The organism is Bradyrhizobium sp. CW1 (assembly GCF_023100665.1).
In the GTDB taxonomy this organism is placed as follows: Bacteria; Pseudomonadota; Alphaproteobacteria; order Rhizobiales; family Xanthobacteraceae; genus Bradyrhizobium; species Bradyrhizobium canariense_D.
Window position 1 is genome coordinate 5,075,100 of sequence record NZ_CP064684.1, and the last position, 14,424, is coordinate 5,089,523.

The 14,424-nt window shown below is 64.3% G+C and carries 11 protein-coding genes; all 11 read left to right on the forward strand.

The window, feature by feature from the left end; translation table 11 throughout:
* Positions 1-8 precede the first annotated feature (8 nt).
* The 11 genes from IVB54_RS24980 to IVB54_RS25030 all read left to right on the forward strand — a co-directional run bounded on the left by IVB54_RS24980 (position 9) and on the right by IVB54_RS25030 (position 14,423).
* A complete protein-coding gene (locus IVB54_RS24980; protein WP_240543193.1) occupies positions 9-854 on the forward strand; it encodes an ABC transporter permease in 846 nt (281 codons plus the stop codon).
* Positions 855-857: 3 nt separating this feature from the next.
* Positions 858-1,832, forward strand: coding sequence for an ABC transporter ATP-binding protein (locus IVB54_RS24985; protein ID WP_026233650.1), 975 nt, complete (start codon positions 858-860; stop codon positions 1,830-1,832).
* 29 nt (positions 1,833-1,861) lie between these two features.
* The gene (locus IVB54_RS24990) at positions 1,862-2,794 is read left to right on the forward strand and encodes an ABC transporter ATP-binding protein (RefSeq protein ID WP_247363395.1); all 933 of its coding nucleotides are present in this window, start codon (positions 1,862-1,864) and stop codon (positions 2,792-2,794) included.
* Positions 2,795-3,133: 339 nt separating this feature from the next.
* Positions 3,134-4,384: an ABC transporter substrate-binding protein gene (locus IVB54_RS24995; RefSeq protein WP_026233649.1), complete on the forward strand. Its 1,251-nt coding sequence runs from the start codon at positions 3,134-3,136 to the stop codon at positions 4,382-4,384.
* A gap of 130 nt (positions 4,385-4,514) precedes the next feature.
* The gene (locus IVB54_RS25000; RefSeq protein WP_018458741.1) at positions 4,515-5,342 is read left to right on the forward strand and encodes an AraC family transcriptional regulator; all 828 of its coding nucleotides are present in this window, start codon (positions 4,515-4,517) and stop codon (positions 5,340-5,342) included.
* Between the two features lie 200 nt (positions 5,343-5,542).
* On the forward strand, positions 5,543-6,553 hold the full coding sequence (locus IVB54_RS25005; RefSeq protein ID WP_018458740.1) for a branched-chain amino acid ABC transporter permease: 1,011 nt from the start codon (positions 5,543-5,545) through the stop codon (positions 6,551-6,553).
* A 1-nt stretch (position 6,554) separates the two neighbouring features.
* Positions 6,555-7,676 carry a branched-chain amino acid ABC transporter permease gene (locus tag IVB54_RS25010; RefSeq protein WP_018458739.1) on the forward strand — a complete coding sequence of 374 codons (1,122 nt, stop codon included), beginning with the start codon at positions 6,555-6,557 and terminating at the stop codon, positions 7,674-7,676.
* A complete protein-coding gene (locus IVB54_RS25015) occupies positions 7,669-8,451 on the forward strand; it encodes an ABC transporter ATP-binding protein (RefSeq protein WP_007593014.1) in 783 nt (260 codons plus the stop codon). Before IVB54_RS25010 ends, IVB54_RS25015 begins: the two co-directional genes overlap by 8 nt.
* Complete coding sequence (locus IVB54_RS25020; RefSeq protein ID WP_018458737.1) at positions 8,444-10,657, forward strand: ABC transporter permease; 2,214 nt, start codon at positions 8,444-8,446, stop codon at positions 10,655-10,657. The genes IVB54_RS25015 and IVB54_RS25020 overlap by 8 nt, the downstream gene beginning before the upstream one ends.
* Before the next feature lie 3 nt (positions 10,658-10,660).
* Positions 10,661-11,494, forward strand: coding sequence for a phosphoenolpyruvate hydrolase family protein (locus IVB54_RS25025; protein WP_018458736.1), 834 nt, complete (start codon positions 10,661-10,663; stop codon positions 11,492-11,494).
* 25 nt (positions 11,495-11,519) lie between these two features.
* The gene (locus tag IVB54_RS25030; protein WP_026233647.1) at positions 11,520-14,423 is read left to right on the forward strand and encodes a flotillin family protein; all 2,904 of its coding nucleotides are present in this window, start codon (positions 11,520-11,522) and stop codon (positions 14,421-14,423) included.
* Position 14,424 lies beyond the last annotated feature (1 nt).

A 14,424-nucleotide genomic window follows, 5' to 3' on the forward strand; every position in this document is an offset into this window, starting at 1 on the left:
GCAACAGCGTGACATTGTGGCTCAAGCCGTTCATCGCCCGCCCGATCGCGCTGGCCGGGCTCGGCGTCCTTCTGGCGACTGTGCTCGCCGCGGTCTTCGCACCCTGGCTGTCGCCTTACGATCCGTATGCCATCGATCCCCTGATCCGCCTGACGCCCCCGAACATGACCCACTGGTTCGGCACCGACCAATTCGGCCGGGATACCCTGTCGCGCACCATTCATTCAGCACGCATGGCACTTTTGATCGGCTCGGGCGTGGTCGTCTTCGCTCTCGCGACAGGCGTTCCGGCCGGCGTACTTTCCGCACTGTTCCCGCGGCTGGGTCACCTGCTGATGCGCATGGTCGACGTGCTGATGGCCTTCCCGACTCTGCTTCTCGCACTTGGCCTGATTGTCATCTTGAGCCCGAGTGTGGCCACCGTCATTCTGGCCATTGGGATCGGCTACATGACGACGACGACCCGCATCGTCTACGGACTGACGCTGCGCTTGCGCGCGGAAACCTATGTCGAGGCGTCCCGCAGCATGGGCGCCGGAGCGGCATGGCTCATCAGTCGGCACATCTTGCCGAACCTGGTCTCGCCACTTCTCGTGCAGGCCAGCTTCGTCTTCGCGTTCGCGCAGCTCGGCGCGGCTTCACTCGATTTCCTGGGCCTCGGCGCCCCTCCGGACATTCCGAGCTGGGGCAATATGCTGGCGGAGTCACGGACCTTCATCACCCGCGCGCCGTGGCTGCTCTTCTTCCCGGGCATGATGATCGTGGCGACGGCATTTTCTCTGAACCTGGTCGGCGATGCATTGCGCGATCGACTCGATCCGCGGTTCCGTCAAGTCTTTGGTGAGAAGGGTTAGGCCGTGCTGACAGTTTGCGACCTTACGGTGTCAGTGGGGCCGGAAACCGCGCCGGTCGACATCGTCGCGGGCGTGTCCTTCGGCTTGGCCAAGGGCGAAATCCTCGGCCTCGTCGGCGAGTCCGGCTGCGGAAAGAGCATGACCTCGCTTGCGGTCATGGGATTGCTGCCGCAGCCCGGTCCCCGAGTCCGGGCCGGGCGCGTCCTGTTGGAGGGCTGCGACGTAACGCAGCTGCAGCCCTGGCAACGTGTCGAAGCGGGCCACGGCCGCATGGCAATGATCTTTCAGGAGCCGATGACCTCACTGAACCCTGTTCGTCGGATCGGCGATCAGATCGCCGAAGCCGTACGCGTGCATGAGGGAATTTCGGGCGCAGCGGCGCTGGTCCGTGCGCGCGAACTGCTCGAACTGGTACGTATGCCGGACCCCAAAATGCAGCTGTCCGCGTATCCCCATCAGTTGTCCGGAGGCCAACGCCAGCGGGTCATGATCGCGATTGCGCTGGCCTGCAGGCCACAGGTGCTGGTCGCCGACGAACCGACCACTGCGCTGGATGTCACCATACAGGTTCAGATTCTCGGGCTCTTGCGCGAGCTCTGCAATCGGCTCGATATGGCGATATTGTTCATCACTCACGACATGGGAGTCATTGCGCAGCTCGCCGATCGTGTCGCTGTCATGTACGCCGGCCAGATCGTGGAAACCGCTTCAGTCGATGCGCTGTTCGGCGCACCCCGTCATCATTACACCCGCGGACTGATGGATTGCATGCCGTCGCGAAATTCCGGCGCGCGCCGGCTGCCGACCATTTCTGGTCAGCCGCCGCTGCCAGGTTCGGTCGCCGCTGGCTGCGTGTTTGCCTTGCGTTGCGCAGCGGTGCGCGATGAGTGCCGCGTGGCGACCCCGCCCCGCCTGGAGGCTTCCCAAGGGCACGAGGTGCTCTGCGCGTTTCCGCTGGCCGGCGGAGAGCTGCCATGAGCGGCAATGTAATCCTCGAGGTCCGGGACATGATGGTCTCGTTCAGTGCCAGGCGGGCCGGTCGGAAATACCGGGTGCAGGCGGTGGATGGTGTATCGCTGTCGCTGGCCGAAGGCGAGGTCCTCGGGATCGTGGGCGAGTCCGGCTGCGGCAAGACCACGCTGGGCCGAGCCCTCGTCGGGCTGGTCCAGCCCGACAGCGGCAACTTCAATTTGAAGGGAACCGAAATGATCGGAGCCCGCGGCTCCGGCCTCCGCGAGATGCGTCTGAGCGTCCGGATGGTTTTCCAGGACCCCAATGCATCGCTCAACCCGCGGCGCGCAATTGGAGATTCGGTGGCGGAGGCGGCCGACATCAGCGGCTTCTTCAAGAACCGCGCCGAGCGCAGCGCGGCCATAGCTGCCACCTTGACGGCCGTCGGGTTGAACCCGTCTTTCGCCGCTCGCTACCCCTACGAACTGAGTGGCGGGCAACGGCAACGGGTCGGAATCGCACGCGCCATTCTTCCCACGCCGTGCATCATCGTCGCCGACGAGCCGGTCTCGGCCCTCGACGTGTCCGTGCAGGCCCAAGTGCTCAATCTGATGATGGATCTGCGTGACCAATTGAGACTGTCGATGCTCTTCATCTCGCACGACCTTGGCGTGATCGGGCAGATCAGCAGCCGCGTTGCTGTCATGTATATGGGCCGCATCGTGGAGCAGGCCGGGACGCGGACGGTCCTGGATCATCCGCTCCATCCCTATACGCGCGCGTTGGTGGCGGCAATTCCGAAGCCCGATCCATCGAAACGGATCCAGGGCGCGATCGAAATGGGTGAACCGCCAAGCCTCTTCACGCGACCGCACGGCTGTGCATATGCGCCCCGCTGCCCTATGGCCAGCGATCGCTGTCTCGTCGATGTGCCACAACTTCGATTTGTCGGTGCGGACGGTCGGACGATCGCCTGCCACAACGTATAACCAGCGAGTGCCGCGCGCCGCGAAATGACGCAACGCCTACGATTGATTTCTCCTCTATTCGAGCGATCCAATTCAAGCGGCGGCAGTCCGCGGCCGCCATGCGGCTGGCGGGTGCAAATCGGGAAGCCTGACGCCTGTTGCACCGCGATGTTAATCGCGACGCAACATTCAAAATGAGACTGCCCGTTAAGCCGCGCACGGCTCCAGCACGTGCGCTGCATCGGAGTTCGGTTAGCCTCCGTTTCAAGCACCGTTAGCCTTGTCCGAACGCCGCACCGCGCGGCGGGCGCGTCAAGGCGCGGTGAAAAACAGTGACAAGAACGCCCAGGGAGGAGAGCAATGTTGAAAGGCAGTCTAGGACTGATCGCGTTGAGCAGCCTGTTACTTTCGGGCACCGCCTTCGCACAGGAGAAGATCAAGGTCGGCGTCACCGCGACGCTCGAAGGCACCTACACCGTACTCGGCGAGGACGGCATCCGCGGCTTCCAGACGGCCCTCAACGTCCTCGGCAAGAAGGTCGGCGACAAGGAACTCGAATTTGTCATCGCCTCGACCGACGCGACGCCGGACTCCGCCGTACGAGCCGTGCGCAAGCTGATCGAGCAGGACAAGGTACAGATCCTGCTGTCGCCGCTCTCTGGTGACGAAGGCATCGCGGTCAAAAATTTTGCAAAGACCCATCCCGAACTGACCTTCATCAACGCCGCCTCCGGGGCCCAGGAAACGACCTATGTCGATCCGGCTCCGAACTTTTTCCGCTACAACATGGACGGTGCGCAGTGGCAGGTGGGCCTCGGCAAATATGCTTATGACGAAAAGAAGTATCGCAAGATCGCGACCGTCGGCGAAGACTACTCCTTCATCTATACGCAGGTGTTCGGCCTCGTGCTCGAGTTCTGCGGTGCCGGCGGACAGGTCACCAACCGGCAATGGGTGCCGCTCGGCACCAAGGACTTTGCCTCGGTCATCGCCGCACTGCCCGACGACGTCGACGCAATCTATCTCGGCCTCGGCGGCGCCGACGCCGTCAACTTCCTGAATCAGTACCAGCAGGCCGGCGGCAAGGCGCATCTGATGGGCGGCTCGATCATGATCGACCAGACCATCCTGTCGTCCAAGGGAAACGCCAAGAATGCCCTGATCGGCACGCTGGCCGCGAGCGGCCAGGCCGACACTTGGGAGAACCCAAGTTGGCAGAAGTTCGTGAAGGACTATCAGGACGCCTTCCCGCCCAACAAGCGCTTCCCGAGCCCATCGCTGCTCGCCACCAACTATTACGGCTCGACCATGGCGCTGATCCAGGCGCTCCGCCAGGTCAATGGCGATCTCTCCAACAATCAGGCCAAGTACAAGGAGGCCCTTGCCAAGATCGAGATCGACGCACCCAACGGCAAGATCAAGCTGGACTCCAACCGCCAGGCGATCGGCACCAACTTTGTCACCGAGGTCGTCGACGACGGCAAGGGCGCGCTGTTCTCAAAGGTCGTGAAGGTGATCCCGGACGTCAACCAAACGCTGGGCTACGATCCCGCGGTGTTCGCCAAAATCGGTTTGCCGAGCCGCACAGTACCGGAATGTAAGAAATACTGACCTAGTCTCATTCGCGAGCGATGACCGGCCGGGGAGAGATTTGCCAGAAGCGCGACACGTGCGCCCTTGCATTCTCTCCTCGGTTGTTGAACGCTACCAAAAAATACCAAGAGCTTTTGGGAGGAGAGGCATGAGCCGGGCGCTCGCCGTCTTCCACGGCCGCTTTGGTCGGGCGACGGTCTATCAGTTGAACCGCCCTTTCAACATCCACGCACATCGCGAAGGTCATTTGATCTTCCATGTCGGCGGGCGTTCCGCATGCATCGATGTCAGTGACGGACGTTACGAGCTCACCGAAGGTTCCGTCGTCGCGGTCAATCCGTGGGAGCCGCATAATTTCCTGCCGTCCGATCTCGAAGGCGGCGCCGTTTTCTTCGTGCTCTACGTCAATGCGGAGTGGTTTGCGCCCGACGCGCCCGGCGCCGACCGCCTGCGCTTCGGCCGCACCCAGTTCACGCGGTCCGTTGCGCTGGACAAGCACATCAGGCACGCAGCCGCCCTCGTGTGCGGCGCTCCCTCGCTCAACAGCCTCGATGGCGAGCTGAGAAGCCTGATCGACATCTGTTATGACGAAAGCTGGCAACAGGCGGTGACCGCGCGCGATCCGCGCGCAAACGGTTCCGTCACGGATTTTCGTGTGCGCAAGTGCATCAAGATGATGTCGGAGAGTCCTGGCGCCGAGATCGAGCTCGATACCATCGCGCGCGAATCTGGCCTTTCCCGGCCGCATTTCTACCGGCTCTTCCGCACCCAGACCGGCGTCACGCCACACCTCTATCTCAACACGCTGATGATGGAGCAGGCGCTGGAGGCGCTGGTGGCGAGCGAAGCGCCGATCGCCGATATCGGCTTCGATCTCGGCTTCTCGTCGCAGAGCGGATTCACCCGCTTCTTCGCTGCCAATGTCGGCATGGCGCCGACCGATTATCGCCGCGCGGCCAAGGTTTTGCGCGCCTGAGGTCACGCGAAAAGATACTCACGATCAAGCGCCTCCGTTACAGCCGCATTAGGATGCGACAAACGCGATCCCGAAACGAGGATCGCGCGCGATAGGGAGCGCACGTTCATGGCAGGGCTTGCGGCCGGCGACGGTCTGCGTGCCCCTCCGCCCCGCTTGCGGGGTGAGAGATGGGGTGACGCGAAGACGGAGCGGCGATCATGACCCGCTTTGTCGAACGCCATCCCGCCTGGGCACTGATTGTCATCATCGCAATCGCGGTAGCACTTTGGCTAATTTTCGCAGTGTGGCCGCAGAGCGTCGAAGATGCGTTCGGCCGCAAGCGGGTCTTCCTCAACGCGCTCTTCAACGGCATCACGCTCGGCGGTCTCTATTTCCTCGTCGCCAGCGGCTTTACGCTGATCTTCGGCTTAATGCGTAACGTCAACCTCGCGCACGGCTCGCTCTATTTGTTCGGCGGCTATGTCGGCTACGCCATCAGCGTCGCGACCGGTTCATGGGTCCTCAGCTTCATCGTCGCTTTCATCCTGACGGCACTGGTCGGCGTCCTGCTCCAGGTCCTCGTCTTCCGCCGCATGGAAGGCCAGGACCTGCGCCAGACCATGGTGACGATCGGACTCTCGATCGTGTTCGCCGATTTGATGCTGTGGGCATGCGGTGGCGATTTCTATCAGATCCAGACCCCGAACTGGCTGATCGGACCTGTGGAGCTGCCGCTGGTCACTGCGGTCAAGTCCTCAGGTGAGCCGGTCTATCTCCGCTATCCCCTGGTCCGACTCGTGATCTTCGTCGCCTCCGTCGTGATCGGCGTGGCGATGTGGCTGGCGCTCAACCGCACGCGCATCGGCATGATCATCCGCGCCGGGGTCGACGATCGCGACATCCTGGCTGCGACCGGAGTACGGATCCAACTCGTTTTCGTGGTGGTGTTTGCGCTCGGCGCCGGCCTCGCTGGCGTTGCGGGCGTTGTCGGCGGAACGTTCCAGTCGCTCTCACCCGGCGAGGATATCCGCTTCCTGCTCGCCTCCCTCGTCGTTGTGATCGTCGGTGGCATGGGCTCGATCCCAGGGGCTGCGCTGGGCGCGCTCATCATCGGCCTCGCCGAACAGCTCGGCTCGGTCTACATCCCGACCTACGCCATCGTCGTGACCTTCCTGATCATGGTTTTGGTGCTGGCAATTCGGCCGCAGGGCCTGTTGACGAGGCGCTGACATGTCCCTCGCCCACGACGCCCGCGTCCCGGTTCGTCCCGCCACTGCGGTGCAGCGCTCGAAATTGCGCGGATGGCCGGAGATCGACAATCCGGCGGCCTGGGCCGTCGCGGCCATTCTCCTAATCATGCCCCTGATCGCCAACGGCTTCTTCCTGATCGAGATCTTTGCGACCACGCTGATCCTCGGAACCATGGCGCTGAGTCTGATGTTTCTTGCCGGCTATGGCGGCATGGTCAGCCTGATGCAGCTCACCATCGCGGGTTTCTCCGCCTATATGGTCGCGGTGTTTGGCGTCAGCGGCAACGCCAATATCAGCCTGGGCTGGCCGTGGTGGCTTGCGGTCCCAATGGCGCTCGCGCTCGCGACCATATTCGGCACGCTCGGCGGCGCGCTGGCGGTGCGCACCGAGGGCATCTACACCATCATGATCACGCTCGCGATCGGCGCGGCGTTCTATTATTTCACTAACCAGAACTGGGCGATCTTCAACGGTCATACCGGCATCAATACCGTTGCCACACCGCATTTCTGGGGCGTCAACTGGCGCGCCGACATTCCATTCTACTATATCGTCCTCGCAGTAGCCGCGCTGTGCTACTTCGCCGTCGACTACATCTCCCGCGCACCGTTCGGCCTCGCGTTGCAAGGTGTCCGCGACAATCCCCGCCGCATGGCGGCACTCGGCTTCAACGTCAATGCGCATCGCGTCGCGGCCTACGTCTTCGCGTCCTTCGTCGCGGCGCTGGCAGGGGTACTCCAGGTCTGGAATTACCGGCAGATTTCGCCGGGATCCGTGAGCGTTGGGGCCTGCATCGATATCCTCATCATCGCAGTCGTCGGCGGCATCACGCGTCCCATCGGACCCTTTATCGGCGCGCTGATCTTCGTACTGCTGCGGACCTTCGCACTCGACTTCCTGGTCAAGCTGGGGCTCGACGGCAACCGCTTTCGGCTCCTGATCGGCCTCGGCTTCCTCGCTATCGTGTTCTGGTCCTCGGACGGCGTCATCGGACTCTGGCAGAGCTGGCGGCGCCGCCAACGCTCCGGCGCGGCAAGTTCAAGCGGACGACGTGGCCGAGAATCTGACCAAGGATCCAGCCAAGGATCCCACCATGGATAGCGTCGCGCAACGCCTCTCTGTCGTGGGCGCCGGCGCGGCGCTGGAGCTGCGCGGCGTGACACGTCTGTTCGGCGCGCTGGCGGCACTCACCGACATCACCATTACCGTCCGCCCCGGCGAACGGCGCGCCGTGCTTGGCTCTAACGGCGCCGGCAAGACTACGCTGTTCAACTGCATCACCGGCGACTTCCCACCTTCTTCCGGCACCATCCGCTTCTTCGGCGAGGACGTCACGCACTTCCCGCCCTATGAGCGCATCCGCCGTGGCCTGCGCCGGACTTACCAGATCTCCGCGCTGTTTCCGGGCCTTACCGTCCAGGACAATGTCTACCTCGCCTGCCGTGGCGTCTCACGGGGACGCTTCTCGTTTCTCCGCCCCGGTCAGAACGATGCGTTGATGCACGCGGCCGAAAATCTCGTACAGGCCGTCCATCTCTCGGGCGTGAAGGATCAGCGCGTTGCCGAGCTCGCGCATGGCCAGCAGCGCCAGCTCGAGATCGCACTTGCGCTTGCCGGCGCGCCGCGATTCGTCCTGTTCGATGAACCCGCCGCGGGGCTGTCGCCGACCGAGCGTGCCGAGCTGATCGAGATATTGACCTCCCTGCCCGCGCATATCGGCTACATCATCATCGAGCACGACATGGACGTCGCCCTGCGCGTCGTCGAGAGCGTCACGATGATGCACAACGGGCGGATCTTCAAGGAAGGCCGTCCGCAAGAGATCGAGTCCGATCCCGAAGTGCAGGAGCTTTACCTCGGAGGCGGCCATGAATGAGGTCCGCAGTACCGCCGCCGCGCTCGAAGTCCGCGGCCTGGACGTCTATTACGGCCATTCGCATGCGCTGCAGGGCGTGGATCTGACGCTCGAGGCCGGCGTGTTCTCGGTCGTTGGCCGCAACGGCATGGGCAAGACCACGCTATGCAAGGCCATCATGGGGCTGGTGCCGGTCAGCGGCGGCTCGATCCGCATCCGCGGGGATGAGATCACCCGACAGCCGCCTGCCCACATAGCCCGACTCGGCGTCGGCTACGTTCCGCAGGGACGGCGGCTGTGGCGTTCACTCAGCGTCGATGAGCATCTGCGGCTTGCCGCCGGCTTGCGCCGCGGCGCCTGGACGGTCGAGCGCATCTACAAGACGTTTCCGCGGTTGGCCGAGCGCAAGGATCACGGCGGCGGCCAGCTCTCCGGCGGCGAGCAACAGATGCTTGCGATCTCGCGCGCGTTGCTCACCAACCCGCGGCTCCTGATCATGGACGAGCCCACTGAGGGGCTCGCGCCCGTCATCGTGGCCCAGGTCGAGGAGATGCTGCTACGACTTGGCGAGGACGGCGACATGTCCGTGCTCGTGATCGAGCAGAATATCGGCGTGGCGACCGCCGTGTCGCGCAATGTCGCGATCATGGTCAACGGCCGCGTCAACCGCATCATCGATTCGGTGCGGCTTGCCGCCGATCGCGAACTGCAGCAGCGCCTGCTCGGTGTCGGAATGCACGCCGGACTCGAGCTCGACCTCGACGTGCCACCGGCGGATACGGAAGCGAAGCCTCGTCCGCAGCAGACGCGTCCAGGCGGCGCGATCCGCATCTACATGTCAAACCCGACGCCGCCGACACGGTGGTCGCAACCTGTGCCGATCGCCCGCATCGAGGCTGCGGCCCGCATGTTCTCGACACAGGTGATGCGACTCGACGAGACGGCACGGCGACGGCGCGAACCGGTCGCCGCACAAACGCAGGGCCCTCCGGTCGTCCTCGTCGTCGGTACGCTCGACACCAAGGGCACGGAGCTCCGCTTCATCCGCGACATCATCGCCGGGACCGGCCTGCGAACCCGATTGGTCGATGTCTCCACCAGCGGCAGGCACGCGGCCAGCGACGTCTCCGCCCAGGAGATTGCCTTGAACCATGGTCGCGGCGGATCGGCGGTATTCGGACCCGACCGCGGCGCCGCCGTCGCCGCGATGGCCGAGGCCTTCGCCAGCTGGTTGCGACGCCAGAACAATGTTGCCGGCGTGATTTCTGCCGGTGGCTCGGGCGCAGCGTCGCTGGTCGCGCCCGGTATGCGGATGCTTCCTGTCGGGGTGCCGAAGCTCATCGTCTCGTCCGTCGCCTCTGGCGACGTCGGGCCCTATGTCGGCCCCGCGGACATCACCATGATGCATTCGGTTACCGACGTTCAGGGCCTCAACTCGATCTCGCGCGCCGTGCTGGCCAACGGCGCCAACGCGCTGGCCGGCATGGTCAAGGCGCGCCTTGATCAGCATTCGCGGAAGGATCGCGGCGACAGCGGATTGCCGTCGGTCGGCATCACCATGTTTGGTGTCACCACGCCGGCGGGGCAGAAGATCGCGGCCGACTTGCGCGAGGATTTCGAGTGCCTGGTCTTCCACGCCACCGGCGTCGGAGGACGCTCAATGGAGAAGCTCGTCGATTCCGGACAGCTCGCAGGCGTCATCGACCTCACGACCACGGAGGTCGGCGATCTCCTGATGGGCGGCGTGTTCCCGGCCATCGACGACCGCTTTGGCGCCATCATCCGCAGCCGGGTGCCTTATGTCGGCTCGGTGGGCGCTCTGGACATGGTGAATTTCGGCGCCCCCGAGACCATCCCGGAGCGCTACCGCGGCAGGAAATTCCACGTCCACAACCCGCAGGTCACGCTGATGCGCACCACTGCAGAGGAGAACGAGCGCATGGGGCACTGGATCGCCGACCGGCTCAACCGGATGGACGGCCCGGTGCGCTTCTTCCTGCCTGAGGGCGGTGTCTCCGCGCTCGACGCGCGAGGACAGTCATTCTGGGATCCGGACGCCGATGCGGCGCTGTTCCGCACGCTGGAGCGCAACGTGCGGCAGACCGCCAACCGTCAGCTCATCCGCATTCCCAAGAATATCAATGACCCCGAGTTCGCCTCCACCATCGTCAGCGCGTTCCGAACATTGTTCGGCCGCATTGGGGCGCGCCGGAGACTAGCGAGGTGACCGATGGCCCGGTTTGAACGCGCTGCACTGTTGAATCGCTTCCGCGAGATGGCAAGGCGCGGCGAGCCCATCGTCGGCGGCGGCGCCGGCACCGGCCTGTCGGCCAAGTGCGAGGAGGCCGGCGGTGTCGACCTCATCGTCGTCTACAATTCCGGCCGCTACCGCATGGCCGGCCGAGGCTCGCTCGCGGGATTGATGGCTTACGGCGACGCCAACGCCATCGTGCTGGAGATGGCCGGCGAAGTGCTGCCCGTGGTGACCAGGACGCCAGTGCTCGCCGGCGTCAATGGCACGGATCCGTTCCGCGACATGGATCTTTTCCTGGACCAATTGAAAGCGCTCGGATTCGCTGGCGTACAAAACTTTCCGACCGTCGGCCTTATCGACGGCGTGTTCCGCGCCAATCTCGAAGAGACCGGTATGTCCTATGCCCTCGAGATCGACATGATCGCAAAGGCGCGCGAGAAGGACCTGCTGACGACGCCCTACGTCTTTAGCGAGAAGGAAGCTGCCGCGATGGCGATCGCAGGCGCGGATATCATCGTCTGTCATCTGGGCCTGACGACCGGGGGCAGCATCGGCGCGCAGACCGCACTCAAGCTGACCGATTGCCCAGCGCACATCGACACCTGGGCCTCCGCCGCGCTCGGCGTCAATCCGGACATTCTGGTGCTCGCTCACGGCGGACCAATCTCCGATCCGGACGATGCCGATTTCATCATGAGGAACACACGCAACTGCCACGGCTTCTACGGCGCCTCCTCAATGGAACGGCTGCCGGTCGAGCGGGCGCTGACGGATCAGGTTCGCAAATTCAAGGCGATCGGCGCGCGATAACGCCGAAAGGTCGAGGGAGAGAAACATGTCAGGGACTCTGGTCGGTGAATTGATCCTCTGGCTGATCGTCGCCGTCGTGGTGATCGTGGTCGGCGTCTACATCGTGAACTGGCTCTATCACCGCTCGTCCAAGGAGACCTCATTCGTCCGGACCGGCCTGCTCGGCGAGCGCGTTGTGATCAACGGCGGCGCCTTCGTGCTGCCGTTCATCCACGACTACACGCCCGTCAACATGAACGTGCAGCCGATGGGCATCGTGCGCTCCCGCCAGGACGCCGTGATCACCCGTGACCGCATGCGCGTCGACATCGAGGCCGATTTCTATGTCCGCGTGCAGGCGACCCGCGAAGCCGTGTCTATCGCGGCCGCCACACTCGGCCGCCGCACCATGGAGCCCGAACAGCTCCACGCCCTCCTCGCCGGCAAATTCATCTCGGCCATTCGTTCCGTTGCCTCGGAGATGACCCTCGAGCAGATGCACGAGCAGCGCGGTGAGTACGTCGCCCGCCTCAAGGCGAACGCCGCAGAGGCCCTCGCCCAGAACGGGCTCGAGCTGGAATCAGTCGCGATCACCGATCTCGACCAGACCGATCTCGAATTCTTCAACCCCTCGAACCGCTTCGACGCCGAAGGTCTGACCCGCCTGATGGAGGACATCGAGGCCAAGCGCAAACTGCGCAACGACATCGAGCAGGATTCGATGATCAAGATCCGCTCCCGCAACCTGGAGGCCGAGCGGCAGGCTCTCGAGATCGAACGCGAAAGCGAGACGGCGCGCCTCGAACAGGAGCGTGACATCGAGATGCGCCGCGCCCTGCAACGCACCGAGGTCGCACGCGAACGGGCCCTGCGCGAGACCGAAGCTGAGCAGGCGCAGATTTCCGCCCGTGAAACCATCGAGAAGGCGCGAATCGCCAACGACCAGGCGATCGCCGAAGCCCGTATCGCCTCGGAGCGTGAGACCCGCCAGCGGGAGATCGAGCGCACCCGCACCATCGAGGAGAAGGAACTGCTCGCACGGGAGGAAATCGAAAAAGCCCGGATCGCCAACCAGCGCTCGATCGATACCAGCCGCATCGCTTCCGAGCGCGAGGTGCGCCAGCGCGAAATCGAGCGGATGCGGACCGTCGAGGAAGCCGAGATCACCGCCCGCGAAGCGATCGAGAAAGCGCGTATCCAGCAGGACCGCGTCGTGACCGACGCCCGCATCGCTAACGAAGAGGAGACCCGGCGCCGCGAGATCGACCGGACCCGCGCCGTGGACGAAGCCGAGATTGCTGCCCGCGAGACGACCGAAAAGGCCCGCATCGCCCAGACCATGATTGTCAATGTCGAGCGCATCGCATCCGATGAGCGCACCCGTGCGCTGGAGATCCAGCAGGTGCGTAACATCCAGGAAGCCGAGATTGAGGCGCAGCGCGCGGTCGAGGCGGCGCGAATCGACCGGGAGCACAGGCTCGCCGTCGAGCGCATCGCGGTCGAGCAGAATACCCGGCAGTTGGAAATCGAGCGAAATCAGACGCTGGAAGTCGCAGAGGTCGCGGCGCGCGAAGCCACCGAAGCTGCCCGCATCACCCAGCAAGAGCGCGTGCGGTCGCTGGAAATCGCCCGCAACCGCGCCGTCGAGGAAGCCGACATTGCCTCGCGGGAAGCCATCGAAGCCGCCCGGATCGCGCAGGAGAAGTCCGTTGCAGCCGAGCGTATCCAGGCCGAGCGTGACACACGCGCGCTCGAGATCGAGCGCTCAGCCGTGCTCGAGGCGGCCGAGTTGAAGCGCCGCGACGCCATCGAGCGCCAGCGCATCGGCGTCGATCTCGCGCTCGAGGCCGAGCGGATCACGTCCTCCAAGAAGCGCGAAGTCCTCAATATCGAGCACAAGAAGGCGATCGAGATCGCGGATGAGGACCGCGTCATCGCGCTCTCGACCAAGAAGTCCGAGCGCATCGACGCCGACCGCCAGGTCAGGCAGGCCGAGATTGTCGCGCGCAAGGAGGTCGAGACCACCGACGTCTCGCGCGAGCATGCGCTAGAGGCGGCGCGAATCGAGCGCCGCCGTTCGATCGAACAGCTCGAAGTCGCTCGCGTCCAGTCGCTCCAGGAAGCCGAGATTGCCGCGCGGGAAGAGGTTGAGCGCTCCCGCATCGCCTCCGATCGCGGCCTCGACGAGGCCCGCATCGGCCGCGAGCGCGAGTTGCGCAAGCTCGAAATCAATCGCGAGAAGGAGGTCGAGACCGTCTTGATGGAAAAGGCGATTGCTATCCACCTCAAGTCGCTGGAGGAATCCGCGGCCAAGGCCTCGGCTGAGGAAGCGCGGGTGCATGCCACTGAAGCCACCGAGCGCGTCATAACCGCGCGCGAGAGCGAGATCGCGAAGCGTCGCAAGACCGTGGAGATCCTGATCGCCGAGAAGCAGGCCGAGGAGACGCGAATTGCCGCGGAAGCCGAACGGATCCGCGCTGCAGTCGAGGCCGAGGCGCAGCGTATGCTCAACGAGGCCGAGAACGTGCTGACCGACCAGGCGCGCTACTCGCTATTCCGTAGAAAGCTGCTCGACCGCATCGAGGGCATCGTCCGTGAGAGCGTCAAGCCGATGGAGAAGATCGAGGGCATCCGCATCCTGCAAGTCGATGGTCTCAACGGCAACGGCCATGGCGGGAATGGCGGCCGTAGCGCCACCGACGAGGTGATCGACTCGGCGCTGCGCTACCGCGTCCAGGCGCCGCTGATCGATTCGCTTCTGGCGGACATCGGCGTCGAAGGTGGCAGCCTCGCCAAGATGCCAGGCCTGATCCGGGAAGCTCGCGACATGCAGGGCATCAAGGACTCCGCGCGCAAGAGCGGCGGCGGTGGCGAGAAGCCAGCCGCTGCACCCTCGCCTGCAGCCGACGGCGAGCCGCCCGCCGAGCGCAGCCCCCGAAAGAAGAGCTGAG

Coding starts and splice junctions, on each gene's coding strand:
- IVB54_RS25025 (WP_018458736.1), top strand. CDS start 10,661: ATGGCCCGGTTTGAACGCGCTGCACTGTTGAATCGCTTCCGCGAGATG.
- IVB54_RS25010 (WP_018458739.1), top strand. CDS start 6,555: ATGTCCCTCGCCCACGACGCCCGCGTCCCGGTTCGTCCCGCCACTGCG.
- IVB54_RS25030 (WP_026233647.1), top strand. CDS start 11,520: ATGTCAGGGACTCTGGTCGGTGAATTGATCCTCTGGCTGATCGTCGCC.
- IVB54_RS24990 (WP_247363395.1), top strand. CDS start 1,862: ATGATGGTCTCGTTCAGTGCCAGGCGGGCCGGTCGGAAATACCGGGTG.
- IVB54_RS25020 (WP_018458737.1), top strand. CDS start 8,444: ATGAATGAGGTCCGCAGTACCGCCGCCGCGCTCGAAGTCCGCGGCCTG.
- IVB54_RS25000 (WP_018458741.1), top strand. CDS start 4,515: ATGAGCCGGGCGCTCGCCGTCTTCCACGGCCGCTTTGGTCGGGCGACG.
- IVB54_RS25015 (WP_007593014.1), top strand. CDS start 7,669: ATGGATAGCGTCGCGCAACGCCTCTCTGTCGTGGGCGCCGGCGCGGCG.
- IVB54_RS25005 (WP_018458740.1), top strand. CDS start 5,543: ATGACCCGCTTTGTCGAACGCCATCCCGCCTGGGCACTGATTGTCATC.
- IVB54_RS24995 (WP_026233649.1), top strand. CDS start 3,134: ATGTTGAAAGGCAGTCTAGGACTGATCGCGTTGAGCAGCCTGTTACTT.